Annotated in this window: 15 protein-coding genes and 1 pseudogene; 6 read left to right on the top strand and 10 right to left on the bottom strand. The window is 46.8% G+C overall.

The features are described 5' to 3' along the window. Positions 1 to 68 precede the first annotated feature (68 nt). From MIC7113_RS06110 to MIC7113_RS06090, 5 genes are all read right to left on the bottom strand, one after another. Positions 69 to 3,608: a hybrid sensor histidine kinase/response regulator gene (locus tag MIC7113_RS06110; protein ID WP_015181308.1), complete on the bottom strand. Its 3,540-nt coding sequence runs from the start codon at positions 3,606 to 3,608 to the stop codon at positions 69 to 71. A gap of 154 nt (positions 3,609 to 3,762) precedes the next feature. Continuing rightward, entirely contained in the window at positions 3,763 to 6,666 is a 2,904-nt protein-coding gene (locus tag MIC7113_RS06105; protein WP_015181307.1) for a methyl-accepting chemotaxis protein, read from the bottom strand. A gap of 294 nt (positions 6,667 to 6,960) precedes the next feature. Beyond that, positions 6,961 to 7,530 carry a chemotaxis protein CheW gene (locus tag MIC7113_RS06100; protein ID WP_015181306.1) on the bottom strand — a complete coding sequence of 190 codons (570 nt, stop codon included), beginning with the start codon at positions 7,528 to 7,530 and terminating at the stop codon, positions 6,961 to 6,963. Between the two features lie 109 nt (positions 7,531 to 7,639). Beyond that, the gene (locus MIC7113_RS06095) at positions 7,640 to 8,005 is read right to left on the bottom strand and encodes a response regulator transcription factor (protein ID WP_015181305.1); all 366 of its coding nucleotides are present in this window, start codon (positions 8,003 to 8,005) and stop codon (positions 7,640 to 7,642) included. A gap of 163 nt (positions 8,006 to 8,168) precedes the next feature. Then, positions 8,169 to 9,368, bottom strand: a complete 1,200-nt coding sequence (locus MIC7113_RS06090; protein ID WP_015181304.1) for a response regulator — start codon at positions 9,366 to 9,368, stop codon at positions 8,169 to 8,171. Between the two features lie 730 nt (positions 9,369 to 10,098). On the opposite strand from MIC7113_RS06090, the gene MIC7113_RS38565 reads away from it, so the two are divergent. Both MIC7113_RS38565 and egtD read left to right on the top strand, forming a co-directional pair. Beyond that, positions 10,099 to 10,233: a hypothetical protein gene (locus MIC7113_RS38565; RefSeq protein WP_015181303.1), complete on the top strand. Its 135-nt coding sequence runs from the start codon at positions 10,099 to 10,101 to the stop codon at positions 10,231 to 10,233. Between the two features lie 47 nt (positions 10,234 to 10,280). Beyond that, complete coding sequence (gene egtD, locus MIC7113_RS06085) at positions 10,281 to 11,330, top strand: L-histidine N(alpha)-methyltransferase (RefSeq protein WP_015181302.1); 1,050 nt, start codon at positions 10,281 to 10,283, stop codon at positions 11,328 to 11,330. Positions 11,331 to 11,439: 109 nt separating this feature from the next. Here egtD and MIC7113_RS06080 read toward each other — a convergent pair whose 3' ends face one another. Both MIC7113_RS06080 and MIC7113_RS38560 read right to left on the bottom strand, forming a co-directional pair. Further along, complete coding sequence (locus tag MIC7113_RS06080; protein ID WP_015181301.1) at positions 11,440 to 11,886, bottom strand: tellurite resistance TerB family protein; 447 nt, start codon at positions 11,884 to 11,886, stop codon at positions 11,440 to 11,442. Between the two features lie 49 nt (positions 11,887 to 11,935). Next, positions 11,936 to 12,067, bottom strand: a complete 132-nt coding sequence (locus MIC7113_RS38560) for a hypothetical protein (RefSeq protein ID WP_256374796.1) — start codon at positions 12,065 to 12,067, stop codon at positions 11,936 to 11,938. A gap of 607 nt (positions 12,068 to 12,674) precedes the next feature. Here MIC7113_RS38560 and MIC7113_RS06075 point away from each other — a divergent pair. The 3 genes and pseudogenes from MIC7113_RS06075 to MIC7113_RS36005 all read left to right on the top strand — a co-directional run bounded on the left by MIC7113_RS06075 (position 12,675) and on the right by MIC7113_RS36005 (position 15,980). After that, positions 12,675 to 13,706 carry a rhodanese-like domain-containing protein gene (locus MIC7113_RS06075; RefSeq protein ID WP_015181300.1) on the top strand — a complete coding sequence of 344 codons (1,032 nt, stop codon included), beginning with the start codon at positions 12,675 to 12,677 and terminating at the stop codon, positions 13,704 to 13,706. A gap of 113 nt (positions 13,707 to 13,819) precedes the next feature. Further along, positions 13,820 to 14,572 carry a sterol desaturase family protein gene (locus tag MIC7113_RS06070; protein WP_015181299.1) on the top strand — a complete coding sequence of 251 codons (753 nt, stop codon included), beginning with the start codon at positions 13,820 to 13,822 and terminating at the stop codon, positions 14,570 to 14,572. 379 nt (positions 14,573 to 14,951) lie between these two features. Further along, positions 14,952 to 15,980, top strand: a pseudogene (locus MIC7113_RS36005) (IS630 family transposase). On the opposite strand, the gene MIC7113_RS06060 reads toward MIC7113_RS36005, so the two are convergent. The 3 genes from MIC7113_RS06060 to MIC7113_RS06050 form a co-directional block, all read right to left on the bottom strand. Continuing rightward, a complete protein-coding gene (locus MIC7113_RS06060) occupies positions 15,966 to 16,442 on the bottom strand; it encodes a caspase family protein (protein ID WP_015181297.1) in 477 nt (158 codons plus the stop codon). The pseudogene MIC7113_RS36005 and the gene MIC7113_RS06060 overlap by 15 nt on opposite strands. Next, positions 16,435 to 16,833: a hypothetical protein gene (locus MIC7113_RS06055; RefSeq protein WP_015181296.1), complete on the bottom strand. Its 399-nt coding sequence runs from the start codon at positions 16,831 to 16,833 to the stop codon at positions 16,435 to 16,437. Before MIC7113_RS06055 ends, MIC7113_RS06060 begins: the two co-directional genes overlap by 8 nt. 135 nt (positions 16,834 to 16,968) lie before the next feature. After that, positions 16,969 to 17,169, bottom strand: a complete 201-nt coding sequence (locus MIC7113_RS06050; protein WP_015181295.1) for a hypothetical protein — start codon at positions 17,167 to 17,169, stop codon at positions 16,969 to 16,971. Between the two features lie 125 nt (positions 17,170 to 17,294). Here MIC7113_RS06050 and ligA point away from each other — a divergent pair, with 125 nt between their 5' ends. Continuing rightward, positions 17,295 to 19,340, top strand: a complete 2,046-nt coding sequence (ligA, locus tag MIC7113_RS06045; RefSeq protein WP_015181294.1) for an NAD-dependent DNA ligase LigA — start codon at positions 17,295 to 17,297, stop codon at positions 19,338 to 19,340. Positions 19,341 to 19,383: the final 43 nt, after the last annotated feature.

Genomic DNA, 19,383 nt, shown 5'->3' with positions numbered 1-19,383 from the left:
TAATGGGTAATAGGTAATGGGACGCTACTGAAAATTACCCATTCTCCCATCTCTCTAGGTGTTACCAATTAAGCTTCTTGGAGTTGCAATGAGTTTCGTGACGACTCAAGGGTAGATTGTGACTTTTGCTCATCAATAATGTGTTTGATCGCGACTAGAAACTCTTGTTCCAGGTAAGGCTTGGTGAAGTAAGCCGTCGCACCTAAACGCATGGCTAGCCATCGATGTTTATCATTACTGCGAGAGGTCAGCATGACGACGGGAATTTTTGACAATTGAGGGTCTTGGCGACGCTGACCAAGAAATTCAAAGCCGTTCATATTGGGCATTTCAATATCACAAACCACGAGATTCACACGAGACGAACCTTGGCGCAGTTGTTCCAAAGCTTCTCGTCCATCCCGTGCCTGCAAGACTCGACAACCGGCTCGTTCTAGGGTAAGCGCGAGGGTTCGTCGCAGAGCAACCGCATCATCAACCACCAGTACGGTGGGAGCATGAGGCGCTGTAATACCCGTCTTGGTCTGGTTAATGGAAGAATTTTCGTTAACCGTTAAAGTAATCGGCTTAGAACCCGTGTTGATTCGTGTGGCGGTTGTATTGTGACCCAAAAGCTGATCGAGTAGAACTGTACCATCAATCACCGGGATTAAACTGCCATCCCCCAAAATGGTACAACCGTAAGTAAAACTAGGAGGTGCGATCGCAGAACCAAACGGTTTAATCACCAATTCTTGCTCTGTGACCAAGCGATCAATTTCCAATGCGAGAACCTGTTCCTCTTGTCGCAGTACCAGCATCGGTAGTGCCCAATCGGCTGGAGAAGGAACTGACACCAAAGCTTGACTGGGAGCGCTTTCAGGCAACGGGCAGGTATAATCCAAAATGTCAGCGAGTCGATAAGCTGGAACAATCTGGTCACGCCAACGCAAAAATCGCTGTTCTCCTGTCGTTTTCACCTGGTCGGATTTAGGAACGACAATTTCCTCCACACTGTCAGACGGCAAGGCGATAGCGGTGGGGCCAATTAAGCAGACGAGTAATTTAGCGATTGTTAGAGTTAACGGTAGATGTAAGGTAAAAGTCGTACCAACTCCCGGCGAAGAAGAAACCGTAATACTGCCTTTGAGCGATCGCATTTGGGAGCGCACCACATCCAACCCCACTCCCCGTCCAGACAGTTCGCTTACCTGCTTGGCGGTGGAAAATCCTGGCTCGAACACCAGTTCAAACAGATGATTATTAGAAGTCGTCGCCAGTTGCTCGGCGGATAATAACCCTAATTCAATCGCTCGTTTGCCAATACTTTCGGTATCGAGTCCTTGACCATCATCTTTCACTTCTATAATGGTTTGACTGCCTTGGTGATACGCTCGAATTTCAATTTTACCTTGTTCCGGTTTGCCCTGCTGACGCCGGATTTCGGGAGATTCGATGCCATGGTCGAAGGCATTTCGTAGTAAGTGCAGCAAAGGATCGTACAGTTTTTCTAATGCCGCTTTATCCACTAACACCCCTGTACCACTGAGGTTCAACGTGACCGATTTGTGGTAATTAGTCGATAAATCACGCAATACTCTGGGAAAACGGTTGAGTACCTCACTCAACGGCAACATCCGCGCCCACATCAACTCGTCCCGCAACTGAGTCAGCATTTGTCGCTGTTGTTCCAGGGTGCGATTGGATTGCTTGGCGAACAAAGAAACATCATCCACCGCTTCTTCCAACTGCACCATGTCCTCAATCAGCTCTTGTAGGCGAGAGTTGAGCACTCCATACCGATCCAATTCCAGGGAGTCAAAATCAGCTTGACGAATGACGAGATCTCCTAGAGGATTAACGGCAGGTAGAATTGCCTCATACTGAGGGCGTTCGGGAGTGGCAAGCATCTGATCGGATAGCTTCCGCAAGTGACCCACCACGCCCTGCACTTGAACGAATCGATCCAGCAATTCTCGTACTGATCTCTGTAATTGCTGATTCTGGAGAGAAAGCCCATTGCGGTTGATTGCTAACTCACCCACTACATTATTCATCCGTTCCAGTCGTTCTGAATCCACTCGCACTGAAAGCGTCGGAACGGGAGAAGCTTTACCTTGAGGAATATCGGTCGATCCACGATCAACTTCTGGGTGAGGGGAAGGGGTGGGCGAATGAGCTGCATTCGTTGGTAACAATTCACCCGGAATTGACGACGTTGGGACTAAATTGATCGCTGGGGGATTTTCCGCTGTCGTGCTGGCAGCATTTGAGCGAGATATCAATACAGGCATTTCTTCAACCGGTGGCAACTGCTCAAAGATCTGTGCGATCGATTGAGCGGCTGCTTCACCGTTTTCTAGGGCTAAAGAGGGTATGTTGAATGGGGTAATGGGTAACTCGTTTTCAGCATCTGAAGAGGAAGTTACAACAGCGCTGTCCACACCCGTTTCCACGACAGGCAGATCTCCGACAGCTTCATCTGTTACTGATTCAATATCAACAATTTCACAGAAGTCTAACTCATGAGTTGGCACTTCGGTGGTTGGGGAAGGCTGCTCGAATAGTTCGGGAGCGTTAGCGAAAATCGCTTCTAGTGCCAGATCTGGCTCAAGATGATGTACCTCATCCAGCCGATTGGTTTCAGCCACACTCGGATTCAAGCTTGGAGCCGCCGTGGCAAAAATGTCCTCTAGTGTTCCATCAGCCTCCAGATTGTATATATCCTCTGGTACTGGGGTGATGGAGAGATTTTCATCTAATTTGATGCTCAAGACATCTTCAAGAGCAGGAACGGTTTCTTTGGTCTGTTCCTGGCTGGCTGTGCCGTCTGAGTGGGCTAAGGCTAATAAAGCACTAGAGGGACTAATCGGTTTGACGTTAGTGCTTTGTGCATGAGCGGCGAGAATCGCTTGTCTGGCAAACTCAAAATCAGCCAGCGCTAGCTGCGTAATCGTTAAAGCGCGTTCGGGGTAAGCATCCAGTGCTAGTTGGGCTGTATGTGCGATCGCGCCAAATCCGGGCTGGTTGAGTAACTCGGCAAACCCGGCAAATACTTCTGCTTGTGCTCTTAATTCTCCCCCTACCTCATAGTTTTGAGGATTAGCAACAACCTCTGCCAGACGCTCCAATCCTTCGCCCACATCCACTTCAAAGATAGACTGAGCCATATCGATACCCAACTCTGAGGAACTGGGAATATAGGTATCGGCTTGGTTGAGGGCATCTCCTAATTTGTCCTCAATCTGGACAAAGAGGGGTTCGGCTAAAACTAAAGCGTGCTCTGGGTCAAAGTAACCGGTTTGAATCTGCTCCATTAACGGGAGACGCAAGCAGTCGTAAGCTTGTAGCAGTTGACTCTCTAGGTTCGTATCAATTTCTACCGTGTCGCTGTAAAGTGCCTTAAAGATGTTCTCTAGGCGATGAGCTAGGGTTTTGATCGCTTCTAACTCTACACTGGCAGCCCCTCCTTTTAAGGAATGAGCCGCTCGCATTAAAGCGTGGACTTTGGCAGTGTTCTTCTCTTGCCTTAAGGTGAGTAAACCCGCTTCGAGAATCTGCAACAGTTCAGGAGCCTCTTCGATGAAGAACTGATAGGCTTGATCGCGGATATTAGGATTGATTGCCATAGTCGTCCTGGGGAAAGGGAGATGGGGTGCTGGGGTGCGGGGGTGCGGGGGGGCTGGGGTGCTGGGGTGCGGGGGAGATGGGGTGCTGGAACAAGCCGTCATGATGTTTGGCTGACTCATTGCCCCAACCCCAATCCCCGACTCTTCTCGCCTTCTAACTGACTCTGAACTGACCCACATCCTCTTGTAGTGATTGAGCCACTGCCAGCAGTTCCTTAAAAGATTCCGATACCAGGGATGCGCCCGTTGAAGTTTTTTGGGCGATCGCTGCCACGTCGGTCATGGTTTCGGTTACCGCTTCAGATGCTTGGGATTGAACAACCGTGGCTTGGGCAATCTCCTCAACCAATTTGTTGATCTGGCTACTCGCTGTGGCAATTTTGTTCAGGCTCTGGCGGGTTTCATCCACCAGCTTGGTTCCCATTACTACCTGCTCCGTCCCGGCTTCCATGGCTGCAACCACTTCGTTGGTTTCCCCTTGAATGGCGGCGACGAGTTTTTCGATTTCAATGGTTGCTTCTGCTGATTGTTGGGCTAGCGATCGCACTTCGTCGGCAACCACCGCAAACCCTCGTCCTTCTTCCCCTGCCCGTGCTGCCTCAATCGAAGCGTTAAGGGCTAGCAGGTTGGTTTGAGCGGCAAAGGTACTAATCAGGTTAACGACGGTGGAAATCTTTTGCGATGATTCACCCAAATGCTTGACTTTTTTCGCTGTTTCTGCTACTGTGTCCCGGATTGCGAGAATACCATCAACCGTTCGGTTCATGGCTGTGTCTCCTTCATGCACCGTATCTTGGGCTTGTTGCACAGCGACTTCAGCTTGTTTCGCACTGTTAGCCACGATTTGCACCGATTGAGCCATATCTTGCGATCGCTTCAAGGCCACAGCAATTTTCTCTGCTTGTCGCAAGGCTTCTACGGATAGGTCTCGAACCGAAACTTCGCTGGTGCTGGTGGTTTGAGCAACTTGGCTACTGGCGTTTTGCACTTGGGTAACAATTTTCCGCAAGTTACCCACTGTGGCGTTGTAAGAGTCCGCGATGGTGCCAATTTCATCCGCCGTCACCCGTGCCCGAATCGTTAAGTCTCCTTTACTAATCGGGTCTACTTCCATCAGCAGTTCTAACGCTCGTTTTTGCAGTCCTTCTTTCAGGTCGCGCTGTTCTTCGGCTAATTGTTCTGTCTGTTCTAACAGGAGGACTCGGTCTAAGGATAAACCCATCTGAGCGGCTAACTGTTTGAGGAAGCCGACTTCAGACTCTTGCCATTCGTAGGTAGTCTTGCAGTGGTGGGCAATTAGCAGACCATAGGGCTGACCTTCATGGAGAATCGGTACTTCTAGTTTTGCCTTCACCCGCCAGCGTTCTAATAACTGCAAGTGATCCGCTTGGAGATTAGTGTGAGCAATGTTATCAATGGCAATGACCAAGTCCTCTGGGTCAGTTCCTTCTCGCAGTTCTGAAAGATAGAAGCTTTCCGCTTTGTTACTGAAGGCGCGAGGAAAACCTGCCGCCACTGATTCAGCCGTAATATAGCCACTGAAGTCGGGGTTGAAGCGGTAGATGAGTACCCGATCTACATTCAGGATTTGGCGGGTTTCTTCGATCATGTCCTTGAACAAGTCTTCCAAGTCTTTGGAGTTCTCCGCCCGCGAACCGGTTACTTTGGCAACCAACAAGGCTTGTTCCGCAGCCAGGGTTTGTTCTCGTGTGAATACTTCTAGCTGACCTGCCATGTCATTGATGTTACCGCCCAGGATCGCTAGCTCGTCTTCCCCGGCAATGTCCACACGGGTATCGAGTTGCCCTTGACCAATTTTTTCCACCGCTTGAGCCGCTTCCACAATGGGGCGTGTTGCTCGGTTGGCGATGAAAGCCGCGATCGCACCCACTAACAAGGTTGCAGAAGCCGTACCCAAGAACAGTGTCCAGAGCAACTGTTCCTCAGCAACAAAGGCTTGCTTGGCAGAACGAGCTAGTACGAAAGACCAGTCAAGGCCAAACAACGGTCTGAGGCGGTCAGCCCGAGAGTACGTTAAAATCTGCTCCTGTGGGGTTTGCTCATCCAAACTTGTCCCGACTATATTCTTCACCTCGTTCTGTTTGAGGTCTTTTGGTGTGATTTTGGTTAACAGAGTGGGAAATACTTCCTCTAGCTTTTTCCCAACCAGTTGATCGTTAGCAGCTGTGGCAATTTTGCCAGAAGCATCAACCACAAACAATTTCTGTCCCCGCTCGGCGTTGATGTTAAAGACCTCTTGGAGGTGTTTAATGGGAATGCGGCTGCGGACGATCGCGATGGTTTGGTTAGTGGCTCCATCCTTGATCGGAGCTGCTACGAAAAGAAAAACACCCTCGCCCGTTTCAGATCGTCTGGGTTCGGTAATGAATAGCTTATCCGTCTTAAGCGCCTGCTGGAAATAATCTCGGTCCCAGTGATTCGGTAAGGGTTCGCTCTTAGATTGGGCAATCAAGTTACCCTTAAGATCGAACACGGCAATGCTATCGTACATGCTGTAAGTACTTGCAAAGCGATTGAGGGCTTCCTCTTTTTCCTCGCGCTTGAGTAAGTCTCTCACCTTGGCATCTTTGAAGTTCGGCATGTTCGAGAGCGAGTCCATGTCACCCACACGCTCTTTGATGAAGAAATAGATCTTGTCTTTCATGTCACCCATATCAAATTGTTCTTTTTGAAGAACTTGCTGTCGCAACTGTTGACTGGTGGTGAGATAGGCAACGGTACCAATCGATACCACGGGAAGCGTACCGATCAAGATGGCGATCACGGTGGTTTTGACTCGCAAACTGGTCGAGAACCACTTACCCCACTCCCAGCGTGGACGAGTATAGTTTGCCGGTACAGGAATGGGTGGCATTTCTAGCAGAGGCTGTTGGAGAGTATTACCATCTAACGGGGACTGTAACTGACGATTAGAAGGTGAGTAATGAATGGCAGAATTTCGCTCTTCAGGATGATTACTTTTAAAGGAAGAACCTCGACCATTACCATTATGATTAGGATTGCGATTAGAGCCTGGTTTGGGAGAAAGCTGTGTCATGGAACAGACCTCAATGATCAAAAAAATAGGTGGTTGCGAGTGACTCCAAACGAACTGGCTAGATGTCAGCGCAAATTCGTTACATCACATGGATAGATAGCCCTTTCTTGGGGGTCAATCGTCAGGATTCGTTAGTCAACTGATGTGGCGAAATCCTTAAGCAAATTTAGGAATCAGAATGAAACTTTTAGAGTATTTCCCGTGTTGATTTGAGCTATCTATCGCAATTGTTTAGAATTTGGCAGTAGCGGTAGATAGGCTCGTGAACAAAACACTCTATAACAGAACTAAAACTTATTGCTTGGGCATCGAGAGCATAATCGCTTTACCATCGATGACCACTAACATTTCACCATTCGATTTCAGCCAATACCCACGCAAAAAGGGCACAAGTTCAGGAGTTACCGTCGATGAAGGCGGCGATTGAATCCAATCTGGATTGCACCACTCGATATCTTCTACGCGATTGACGACTAACCCTAACATCTCATGCTTTGGGTTGGTAGCCGTTGACTCTTTAGTCGGAGCCTGGAGTACAATCGCTGTATGGGCTGAAGTAATGTTTGCCTGTTGGTGCCAGGGAGTGAGTCCAACTAAATGACCTAAATCAACCATCCAAAGAACTTCACCTCGCCAGTTGTAAGCTCCCATTACCCAGGATGGCATCTGAAAAATGGGTACAATTTGAGCTTTGGGAATCGTTAATACTTCAGTGAGTTGTTGAATCGGTAAAAGGGCTGTCGTATCAGGCAAAAGATGAAATCGTAAAAACTGTTCAGTTGCCCTGGAAGAAGGTGCCGATTCGATGAATTGCTGCGCTACAGGTATGGAAAAAAAATTGCGGACTGATAAAGAGTTGGACATTGATTAAGACTCCACTTCAGAAGCTGTCCAAACACAACTTTCACATTTCTCTGGTGGGGTGGGCAATGCCCACCCCAATCAAGAGTGAGATATTGATGGTTGGTCGGGCTTATCGTTTGATGAGCTGTTTCACGGTACGGACTAATTCCTCTTGGTCAACTGGTTTGGCAAGGTAAGCATCTGCTCCCTGTTTCATGCCCCAGAATTTATCCATTTCGCCTGATTTAGTTGAACAGATAATTACTGGAATGGTGCGGGTTTTGGCTTCAGCTTTGAGGTCGCGACAGATTTCATATCCACTGCGTCCGGGTAGGACAACATCCAGAACGATGACATCTGGTTGATGGCTACTAATTTTGCTTAGAGCTTCTTCACCACTGTCAGCCGTCAGGACATTTAAGCCTCCTTGTTGCAAACAGCTAATGATCACTTGCATATCAGTTCTGGAATCTTCAACAACTAGAGCAGTAGTCATGGTTTTCACCGTATAAATTAATAACAAACAAAGGAGTTGGTAGTCAAACAAACGTTAATCGTCAATCATCATTGCTTCCCCAGAATTCACGACACGGATAGAATTTAACTCTTGTTCAGAATGTATCGGTGTCGGATTCCCCCACCCCCACCCCCAGCAATGACTAATGACTGATTGCGCCCTGTTTTAAATGCTTACGAACTGTGTTGAGTACAATATCTGCATCGATGGGTTTACTTAAGAAATCCGAGGCTCCAACGAGTTTGGCTCGAACTCGATCCACTAATCCATCATTGCCCGTTAAGATGACTATCGGGGTATCTTGAAAACAAGCCAGTTTGCGTAATTGGCTGCAAATTTCATAGCCGTTGGTATTGGGCATTACTAAATCTAAAAAGATTACATCTGGCTTACGAGCAAGTAAAGTTGCGATCGCACGCATCCCATCCGTCACGCTGAAATATCGATACCCCGCTGCCAGAAGCAGTTTTTCCATGGTTTGGCAAACCAATGGACTGTCATCGACGCAAGCTACCAGCCCTCCGGTGTTGACAACAGGAGTGGAGGGTGTTTCAGAAACTTTTCCACCCACTGGAGTCGGTAAATCGGGAATGCTAACCAATTCCATCAACCCCGATTGAATGTAGGGGAAAAAGGAACGGGTGAGTTGCAAAACATCCCGTTTGAGGTGCACGGCTAAATCCCGGAGAGTATGTTTTCCGTCTAACAACTGAATCAAGCTTTGGTAAGCTGCTGATGATGTGTGTTTTCGGAGTTGTTCGGGTTGCTTGATGATGGGTGCCAGGTTAGGAGAATAATCGGCAACGCGATCATTACGCCAAACCTGCCACTCCTCCTCAACTTCTGCGATCGCATGTTCTACATCAATCAAGGCGAGTGGTGTTGAGAAGGAATTATTGGGATGAATTTGATAAGTGGCACGCCTTGCCTGCGCGACATCAAATAGGACTTCTGCGATTGCGGCGTGAATGATTTTCGCGGCTTGTTCAGAAGTGATTTTTTGCTGCTGAGTCCATAAAGATAATAGCTGATATTGCCAGCACATAGAGACAGGAGTTGTATCCATTCTGGCTAAATCGCGCTCTAGGGTTAAGCGCAAAGTCGGACTTTGAGGGCAGTAAAAGGCTAAATTCCGCTGCCATCGCCTCACTGGATGAGTGCCACCCGTTGCATAAATAATGCGCCCTAGATGGAGAAAAAACAGCCATTGCTGTCCTTCGGGTTCAGATAGCACCAGTTTGCCGCTAAACCGAATTCGTTTTAAGGTGGCTAGAAATTGAATTTGCTTGGATGCTGTAAACAAACTCAGAGGCGTAACAGCAGGAATTTCTTTAACAGCCATCACAACATCATCTCCATGACTAAGCGGCTCACAAAATATTGAAACCTAATGTTTTTTTCAGTGAAGACGCACCTAGCCTGAATCCAGAGAGCTTTAACCTCATATTTCTACATTTCATTCATTTTCGGGAAATCTTGTCCACCCAACTCTCTAGTTGAGACTCTAGAAGCTTTTGAGATGATCGGACTGTGAAATATGCTCTACACCCACCCGTCAGTCCTTTCTTTTGTTTTGCTCTATTTCTATTATTAGCTCCAATCTTTTTATCTGTGTATAAAGCTTTTATAAATTAAGAAGTATTTTAATATTTAAAATTGTAACTAAAGCCTGGGTTTCCTTGAAAGTATTGCCCTTATAGCTTTTCAAGGCTATCGCTGAGACATCTGGATATTTCGCTATCAATTTACGACTTATAAATCAACTTTATAATAGATAAAATACTCAGCTTGTAATTCCATACAAAGCTTGATTTTCTTTCAGCAATAATTATCTTGAATAGGTTCTTCTTGATAGAACCGTAATCAACTAAAGAATCTCTCTAGCTCTCCTCTCTTTTTATGTAATACATAATTATGAATGTATGACATTAAGGTTGTAGATGTATGACAAATAATCTGATTTTGTATGACAGCAACCCGTCCAAAACTATTAATAATGCTAAGCAAAACTTGTGAGTAATTTGTGAGTTTTTAACGAACAGCACATCATTCGTTACACCGGAAAAAGCAGGATGAGAATTTCTCTCACTTCCTTCCTCGGTACTAAACTGGGTGATGGCACGCTGGCAGCACTGACTCGCCACGTAGATGACTTTGCAGAGAGTTCTGTAGAGGAAACCTACGCCTCAACCCTTTCCCAGAGTTGAGCATGTCTGCGCCCTAGTGTGATGAAATTTTTTAGGGAAGAATAATCGTGAGGAATTTAACTCAGAGTGTATCTGGCATCAGCCAAGCTGACCATCAGCCTCACTCTGTAGAAGCGGAACGCTTAAAGCTCCAATACTTAGTCAATCTCTGCGCTGCCTCAGACGCAGAACCCCAGGTTGGTAGCGATGTGATCCAAGGGTTAACGCAGACTCCCAAAACTCTACCACCACAGTATTTCTATGATGATCGTGGATCTGTTCTGTTTGAGGAGATTTGTGAGTTACCCGAATATTACCCAACGCGGACAGAAGCCGCGATTTTACGCCAGTATGCCAGTGAAATTGCCCGGATGACGGGGGCTTGTGAACTGGTGGAACTTGGTAGTGGGAGTTCCACAAAAACCCGCCTTTTGTTAGATGCTTACGCCGCTCATGCCTACCCATTACAGTATGTGCCCATTGATGTCAGTGCTGGAATCTTAGAAAGCAGTGCGAGGCAATTACTAGCAGATTATCCCTCACTTCAGGTTCAGGGTTTAGTCGGCACTTATGAGTTGGCATTACAACAGCTAACACCTACTTTGTTGCCTACGCGGATGATTGTGTTTTTAGGCAGTACGCTGGGCAATTTCAATCCCCAGGAGTGTGATGTCTTTTTTTCCCAGATTCAAGGGGCGCTTAAAGTGGGCGAGTATTTCCTACTCGGCGTTGACTTGCAAAAAGCAAAACCCTTGCTGGAAGACGCTTACAACGACAGCCAAGGCGTAACCGCTGAATTTAACCTGAATATGCTGGAGCATCTGAATCAGCGTTTTGCGGGAAATTTTGATACTCAGCAGTTTGAACATTGGGCCTTTTACAATGAGCAACTCAATCAGATTGAGATGCATTTGCGGTGTTTGGAAGCGCACACCGTCCGGTTAGAGGCGCTTGACCTCACCCTGAATTTTGCAGCAGGGGAAACGATCATGACGGAAATTTCCCGCAAGTTTGACCTAGAGGGTATACAACAAGAACTTCAGGTTAAGGGTTTAAAACCCCTCAAGGTTTGGACTGACTCGCAACAATGGTTTGGCTTGATACTTTGTCAGCGTTAATCCTTAATCTCTACTGTTGAATGAGGTGGGTTAGGCACAGCCGTAACCCACCTGATACCTGTTTTTGATCTGCATCAACGGGTTACAGCGTCGCTTGAGGGCGAGAGTGTCAACCTCGATTTTTAATCAACATGACATCAATAATCTTGATGGCGGTTTCCTCTGGTATCTCCAAGACGTGATAAAGGTCATTCAAAAATTCTTCTTCCTCTTGGGTCACTTCGCCATCAGCTAAGACAATATCCGCCGTTACAGCAAAGGCTGTTTCTTGCAAGTCATGAGGTAGTGAGGCTAAAGCCGCAGCTAGCAGGGTTTCAGCCCCCTGGCGTTGGAGAATACTCAGGAGTCGATCGAGCATTCTTTGCAACACATCGGCGGGATAGCTCCTGAATAGTTGCATCCGAGATAAGGTAATGATGAGCAATTCCTCTTCTGCATCAGCCGCATAGCCATCGGCAGCCACAGCAATCAAGGCGATCGCCGCAAAGGCTTCGGCTGGCCCTAATGTAGTTTGGCTTTGTTGACGCGCACTAGAGAGTTTATCGAACAGGCTCATTTGTTTTTTTCCTTGAGAGTAGGTTGACCAACACCACGATGGTACTGTTTCAACCTGAGGGAATTGCCATCCAGACGGATTTCTTTGCGTGATACGGTGAAACGCTAACACTCGCAAGGGTGATGATTGCGATCGCTATCCACTCTAGGCAATTTCCGAGGGTGATCAACTGGGCGTTCATTCAGTAGATTCCCTGATGTTCCATCTCACTCTCGAAGCTAAGAGCAAGTGATCTATCTAAATATTCTGATTAAAGAAAATAGTTTGAAGGGGAATTAACCGAGCCATCCCCTCAGTAATCAAAGAGGTTTTTTAAGGATAAAACAGACTTTAGACAGAATTCCGCCTATTTTTTGATCGCACTATTGATTGATTTTCAATCAACCAATGCTTAGCTATTAGCTAAATTTTTTCATCACCCCAAAGAATGAATACATAATGATTTCATCCTTGACCACAGTATTTTCGCGGTAATTTAGAACCTTGGGGATTACGTTTTTTGACTGGACAAAGTCCCGTTAATGATTCAGTTCTGCCCTCAGGATGGTGGGCTTCATTCAAACTTTAAAAAACGGCTGGAGTTCTTAAAGTGACAAATAAGAGTTGCCGAAAGAATTTCGATATTTTGTTCAAGCCCATAGGATAGGGATAAGCCAAAAGCTCGTAACCCAAGTAGAGCTTCATCGACCCAATCAACCCCTCGACTTGTTGACCGCTTATTCTCCCAATTATTACTAAGCCCTAGTCACGAGTCTTACTGGATAGAGAAACAAAGGACAACAACCATCATGCTCGACGCCCGCGCCCATCTAAAAAACTTCATCCCTCAAGGCAGTCCCGTCGGCAAACTCACCCAACTTCCCTTCGTCGGCCATCGCTTGTTGCAAACGCAAGTCTCGCAGATCAGCGTTCAACAACTCCAACAATGCATCGCACAAAATCCCAGCAATCTCCTGCTGATTGACGTGCGCTACCAGAGTGAGCAAAACATTGCTCGCTTGCCGGGAGATTGGTTCCTTGTTCCCTATCCACTCATTAAAGCTGGGGCAGGAGTGGCGAGAATCCAAAAACTGCTCGAAGAAAAACGTCAAGCGAACCCAGGCCAAGAGATTCAAGTTTTAGTCTTGTGCAAAGCTGGGATTCGTTCCGCTCATAGCGTCTTCCGCTTACAACAAGCTGGCATCAAAGCCATCAATATTACCGGTGGCATCCATGCCTGGAATAAGTACATCGACTCCAGCTTGCCGCTGTACGACATCAAGGACATCCCAGAATTTCAGTCTAGTTCGGCGAAAAAGCGCTCACCGCAGGAAAGCTGGTTATCGGGTTGTGGTGTCGCCCTAGCTCTCTCAGCGGTTGGTACAGTAGGAGCGGTGCGTTACAACTCCGACTTACTGCGACCCATCATGCAAGCCGGTGTACCTTTAGCCGTTGCTTCAGATCTTCCCATCGTTGGCTATGCGATTCAAGAAGCTTCTGAGCCAGTGATGAATGTACATCAACTCAAGAAACTGCTCAACAGCAAAGATCAAAACAATTACCTGATTGTTGATGTACGCACCGCTAGGGAATATAACCTATCTCACCTCCCTGGTGCCGTCTCGCTTCCCCTGCAAGAACTGGAGCAAGGCAAAGGCATTAATGAAATTAAGTCCCAGCTCAAGGGTCGTGAACTCATTGCCTACTGCACGTCTAGTAAACGCTCCGCCCGTGCCCTGATACTGCTACATCAGGCTGGGGTTATCGGCACTAAAGTCCAAGGTGGCATCGAAGCTTGGACCAGAGAAATTGACCCCTCCCTGGCAACCTACAAACAGTAAAGGTTAAACTTATCGGGCTAAGGATATTGATCTGGAGCGCTATACCCAATGCTCCTTTCTGCTCAGGGTGACTTCTTGCCAAAAAGTCCTTCAATTAAGCCTTGTAAAAGTCAATGCATAGCACTCTTCCGATAATTCTGGGCAGCCTGTTACTCTTCGGGATTTTAGAAGTCTTATTTCCGTTTTACGCCTACAAACAGAGTTGGGCGAGCAGACTGGGGCCAAATTTAGCGCTAGCAATTTTCAATTCGGTCGTCACCAAAATCCCCTTTGGCTTACTCTTAAGCTGGATTTGGCAGCAAAAGATGTGGCCTGGGCTATTTCACTATATTCCCTTCCCTGGGGTCGTTGCTTTACTATCCATACTGGTACTCGACTCCTACCGTTATGCTTGGCATTGCTTGGCGCACTTCTGGCCCATCGGCTGGCGCTTTCACCGAGTGCATCATTCAGATCTAGCCATGAACATTACAACGGCTTATCGATTTCAGCTGCTCGAAGTGATGGCATCCTACGTACCCATGGCACTCTTAATTGGGTTGTTTGGCATCAGGCCGGAATATTTATTTATATATGAAGCTATGTTTGTTGCTGACCAATTGTTTCAACACAGCAACTGGGCACTTTCACCAAAAATTGACCGCATCCTCACTTACTTGATCGTAACACCCAACTACCATCGCATCCATCACTCACAAATCGTCAAGGAAACAGACTCGAACTTTGGCAGTTTGCTGACGATTTGGGATCGGTTGTTTGGCACCTATCGGTATTGCAGCGACACCAAAAAGATCGATATTGGTTTAATAGAATATCCCCAACCCCTCAGTGTCAAGGATATGTTGACCCTGCCGTTCAAGAAATAAGCATTACCGATTTACGAGTTCAATTTTCTCATCCTACTACTTCTGGGCGCACTGGCTGGTGCGCCCTTTTTTTTACAAGTGGAATTGCCTTCATTTTTCGTTCTTTTTTGTTCTCGGCAATCTTAACCATTCGATCAATTCATTCGTTAACCATTTGATTTCTTCGTCAGTTAACTGACCTTTCCGCGTCAGCTCATATTTTCGCTCTCCAACCTTAATCATTAACCGATTGCTCATCCATACATCTTCACCTTTGAAATTGGTTATTAGGTAGTGTTCGGTACATTCTAGCTGATATAGCAATCCTAAATCATTTGTGAAAACTCAGACTCATCGATATGCTTAAATAAGCCATAGCAGGAGGAGGCGTTGTTGAGCAATGGAAGAGTTGATGGATTTCATTCAAGGAAACCCAGACTCCAGGGAACTAAAACGAGCGCTGGCTGTGCAGATGGTAATGCAAAACTACACTCATGCTCAGATTGGAGAGATTTTGCGCGTGTCTGTAGGATTTGTCAATAAGTGGAAATATGCGTTTTTGTCACAGGGCATTGTCGGATTGAGACTTAAGCATCAAGGGTCGAGAGGTTATCTTAATGATGTGCAAAAACAAACAGTTATTAGCTGGCTTAAACAAAAGAATTACTGGCATTTAGACGAACTAAAGGAACACGTCGAAGATAGTTTTGGCGTGGTGTATGAATCAAACCAGAGCTACTACAAACTGTTTAAACAGGCAGATATCAGTTGGAAAAAGACGCAGAAGAAGAATCCTAAAAAAGACCCTGACTTAGTAGCGAAAAAAAACTTGAAATAACGGAATGGCTAGATACTAATCAACGTGAGATTGTGTCTGGGGAACTCGTTGTGTTTTTTGAGGATGAATGCCATCTGTTATGGGGGGACATCTGTGGTTATGTCTGGGGTAATACAAAAGAACGAATTGAAGTTCCCGTAATCAACGAGCGGCAAAGACAGACGTATTTTGGTGCGCTTAACTATTACACACAGGAATTTTGGGTTAAGCCTTATAAACAGGGGAATTCACAGAGCGCGATTGCCTTCGTGCAATACTTACTCAGGCAGTATCCTCAAAGCCGTATTGCCTTGAGAGAGGGATGGAGCCAGCTATCATCGTTCGGTTGAATTTAGAGCGTACTTAGATTCCGTAAATCAAGGACTTGATGAGAACGAATGGAAAGTTACTTGTATTCAGTTTGCTCCCAATGACCCAGAACAAAATCCTGTGGAAGACATTTGGCTGTATGCCAAAAGATTTGTGAGAGAGTTTTACCACTTATGTAAATCCTTCGCGGCAGTCAAGAGATTATTTGAACTCATTACTCATCATCAAGTCTTCGATTTTCCGAAAATCTTTATGTATAACTCATGTTCACGAATCATTTAGGATTGCTATAGTGCTAGCACTTCTAGCCTGCCACCCCTCCTTAAAAGCACCACTGTAGCAACAGTCGAGAATGACTACCTGACGTTGACAGTCACTTTCATTCATCACGTCATGTACAAAACTAGCTGGCACTGATGTTGCTTTAAACCTCTTTTCATTGGTCAGGCGAGTAGTCAAGAAGAGCCTGCCATTATCATCAGTGATGCCATGACCGGAGAAAAACAGTAATGCCAGGTCATCCTTTTGGCACTCTGCAAACAGCTTCTCTATGGCATCCTGCATGGCAATTGGGTCAGGATTAAGCAGTCGTTCAACCACATCAAACCCCCCCAAGTTTGGGTCTTGCAGCACTCGCCGCATCGCTTCCACATCATTAGGTGCTGCCGGGAGTGGAGGCAAACCCTCCTTGTACTCACTCACTCCGATGAGCAGTGCTACCTTCTTAGGAGCAGGTTTAGGCATCAGAAGTTCCTTGCATCCGCGCTAGGAGATTATTGGCAACTTTCTCAGCCTCTTCTAACTCCTTACGGCTTTTTGCCTCAATCTCAACTTCCTGTTCGCCCACTTTAACTTTAATAATAATGGGCTTGTCACTCAGGCGATCGCCAACAAAGCCCAGCACTTTCTTAACATTTTCTACACTGACTTCTGCCGTCAGGACTCCCACCAGTGTTGCCAGCACCGACCGACTTCCCTCTTCTAGATTCGAGTCTTCTGCACGACCAACCTTCTCCACTTCATCCAGTTGTTTGAGCTGGCGCAGTAGCTTTTGGGCTATCTCTTGCCGTTCCTCATCATCGAGTTCTGGGTCGTTAACCGCAAAAGTGAGTAGAACTGTCGGTGCATCCGTCATCTTCACTCTCCGAATTGTGTCATCTGTTTATAGGTTAATTTCCTAGAGTTCTGTATGGCAACAGGATAAATGGAGCTAAATGAGGTTCTGCTTTTTCACGCAAATCAGGCGATCGCGAAACGTATCTAAAGGGTTTTAGCGTTCATCCGGCTTGTTCGGATTAACTGCTGGATCGGAAGGAATATTTAATGTAATCGATTCATCCTTAGCCTCAAGTACGGGTTTCAGTTCTACTGTCACTGGCATTCCCTCAAACAGTTGAATATCTTTGCCTTGATGAGCGATCGCTAACTGAGTACCTTGTCGCAGCAAATATGGGTTGATGGAGGCTGTCATAATCGATAAGAACAACAGCTTCTGGAGATTGCTCTCCCGGAGAGTGACACAAGAGGGATATGAATAGCGATCGCAAATCTTGTCGCTAAACTAGAGTCTAATGCGCGTTGAGGATAACAAACGCTGTGACACAAGCGACACCTGAAGTAAAACAGCGAGTTCAAGAACTGCGGCAGTTGGTGCAAAAAGCCAGCTATGCCTATTACGTCCTCGACAATCCGATTATGGAGGATGCCATTTATGACAAGCTGTATCGGGAACTGCAAGATTTAGAGACACAATATCCTGAGTTAATCACGCCTGAAAGCCCCACTCAACGTGTGGGAGAGAAACCAGCTTCCCAGTTTTCTTCCGTGCGGCACAATATCCCCCTTTACAGCTTGGAAAATGCCTTCAACATCGAGGAGTTTACCAAGTGGCAGGAACGGTGGAAGCGCTATGCACCCTCCCTTGTGAAGGAGGGACAGGGGGGGTTTGAATATGTCTGTGAACTCAAAATTGATGGCAACGCTTTAGCGCTGACTTATGAAAATGGCGTCTTAGTGCGGGGAGTCACGCGAGGCGATGGTGTTACGGGTGAAGAAATTACCCAGAATGTCCGCACCATTCGCTCGATTCCCTTGCGACTGAATACACAGACACCGCCGCCAGTGGTAGAAGTGCGCGGAGAGGCGTTTTTACCCATCAACGTATTTGAACAAATTAATCAGGAACGCGAGCAAGCCGGTGAGCAATTGTTCGCGAATCCTCGGAATGCGGCAGCGGGAACTCTACGACAATTAGACCCTAAAATTGTCGATCGCCGACGGTTGGATTTCTTTGCTTATACCTTATATATTCCCGGAAAAGAGGACGTGGAAGTTGCTCGTACCCAATGGGATGCCCTGGAATTAATGCAAAACTTGGGTTTCCGGGTGAATCCGAATCGCAAAATCTGCGCCTCTTTAGAGGATGTCCGGGATTATTACAATTCCTGGGATACCCAACGGCGGAATTTGCCTTATATGACCGATGGGGTTGTAGTCAAGCTTAATTCCTTTGCCCTTCAGGAACAATTGGGCTTTACCCAGAAGTTTCCCCGTTGGGCGATCGCCCTCAAATACCCCGCCGAAGAAGCCCCAACTGTCGTCAAAAACATCAGTGTCAATGTGGGACGCACTGGCGCACTCACCCCGTTGGCAGAAATGCAACCTGTACAACTGGCGGGAACCACAGTACAACGGGCAACCCTGCATAATAGCGATCGCATTGCCGAACTCGATATCCGCATCGGCGACACGGTAATTGTTCGCAAAGCCGGTGAAATTATTCCCGAAGTGGTGCGAGTACTGCCAGAGTTGCGCCCAGAAGGGACTCAACCGTTTCAAATGCCGACCCATTGCCCCGTCTGCCATCAACCGGTGGTGCGTCCAACGGGTGAGGCGGTGACTCGCTGCATCAATACTTCCTGTCCAGCCATTCTTAAAGGGGCACTAACCCACTGGGTAAGCCGTGATGCGCTAGATATTAATGGCATGGGGGAAAAGCTCGTGCAGCAGTTGGTTGACTCACATCTTGTACACTCAGTTGCTGACCTTTACGATTTAACCCTTGAGTCGCTACTCTCATTAGAACGGATGGGTAAGAAGTTAGCCCAGAAATTGGTGAATGCGATCGCACATTCCAAAACTCAACCTTGGTCACGAGTATTATACGGCTTAGGGATTCGTCACGTTGGTAGTGTCAATGCTCAAACCTTAACCCAACAGTTCCCTACTGTGGAACAGATTGCTGGAGCATCCGCTGCCCAAATTGAAGGCGTCTATGGAATTGGTCCAGAAATTGCTCAATCTGTCTATTCTTGGTTCCACGTTCCAGCCAATCAAGCTTTGATTGACCGATTGCGAAAAGCCGGTTTGCAGCTAGCAACGCAAAACTTAATTATAATTCAATCTAAAAGTCAAGTATTGAGTGGAAAAACCTTTGTGATTACGGGTACTTTGCCCACATTAAAGCGAGATGAAGCGAAGGGGTTGATTGAAAAAGCGGGCGGTAAAGTGACGGGTTCGGTTAGTGCCAAAACCGACTACTTATTAGTAGGGGAAGAGGCGGGTTCTAAATTGGAAAAAGCGCAAGCCTTAGGCATTCCCCAATTAAGTGAGGCTCAATTGTTGGAAATGCTGGAAGATTAAACATCGATTTCCCTTCTGCCATCTGCCTTGTCTCAACGACAAA

The sequence above is a fragment of the Allocoleopsis franciscana PCC 7113 genome, from assembly GCF_000317515.1.
GTDB lineage: Bacteria > Cyanobacteriota > Cyanobacteriia > Cyanobacteriales > Coleofasciculaceae > Allocoleopsis > Allocoleopsis franciscana.
This window is presented reverse-complemented; position numbering and strand designations above follow the sequence as displayed.

What these genes read in the sequence shown, in the direction of transcription:
- MIC7113_RS38560 (WP_256374796.1), bottom strand. Translation starts at nt 12,067, where the DNA reads ATGAACGCCCAGTTGATCACCCTCGGAAATTGCCTAGAGTGGATAGCG.
- MIC7113_RS06100 (WP_015181306.1), bottom strand. Translation starts at nt 7,530, where the DNA reads ATGTCCAACTCTTTATCAGTCCGCAATTTTTTTTCCATACCTGTAGCG.
- MIC7113_RS06050 (WP_015181295.1), bottom strand. Translation starts at nt 17,169, where the DNA reads ATGACAGCCTCCATCAACCCATATTTGCTGCGACAAGGTACTCAGTTA.
- MIC7113_RS06080 (WP_015181301.1), bottom strand. Translation starts at nt 11,886, where the DNA reads ATGAGCCTGTTCGATAAACTCTCTAGTGCGCGTCAACAAAGCCAAACT.
- MIC7113_RS06055 (WP_015181296.1), bottom strand. Translation starts at nt 16,833, where the DNA reads ATGACGGATGCACCGACAGTTCTACTCACTTTTGCGGTTAACGACCCA.
- MIC7113_RS06070 (WP_015181299.1), top strand. Translation starts at nt 13,820, where the DNA reads ATGCATAGCACTCTTCCGATAATTCTGGGCAGCCTGTTACTCTTCGGG.
- MIC7113_RS06060 (WP_015181297.1), bottom strand. Translation starts at nt 16,442, where the DNA reads ATGCCTAAACCTGCTCCTAAGAAGGTAGCACTGCTCATCGGAGTGAGT.
- MIC7113_RS06090 (WP_015181304.1), bottom strand. Translation starts at nt 9,368, where the DNA reads ATGGCTGTTAAAGAAATTCCTGCTGTTACGCCTCTGAGTTTGTTTACA.
- MIC7113_RS38565 (WP_015181303.1), top strand. Translation starts at nt 10,099, where the DNA reads ATGAGAATTTCTCTCACTTCCTTCCTCGGTACTAAACTGGGTGATGGC.
- MIC7113_RS06105 (WP_015181307.1), bottom strand. Translation starts at nt 6,666, where the DNA reads ATGACACAGCTTTCTCCCAAACCAGGCTCTAATCGCAATCCTAATCAT.
- MIC7113_RS06110 (WP_015181308.1), bottom strand. Translation starts at nt 3,608, where the DNA reads ATGGCAATCAATCCTAATATCCGCGATCAAGCCTATCAGTTCTTCATC.
- MIC7113_RS06095 (WP_015181305.1), bottom strand. Translation starts at nt 8,005, where the DNA reads ATGACTACTGCTCTAGTTGTTGAAGATTCCAGAACTGATATGCAAGTG.
- MIC7113_RS06075 (WP_015181300.1), top strand. Translation starts at nt 12,675, where the DNA reads ATGCTCGACGCCCGCGCCCATCTAAAAAACTTCATCCCTCAAGGCAGT.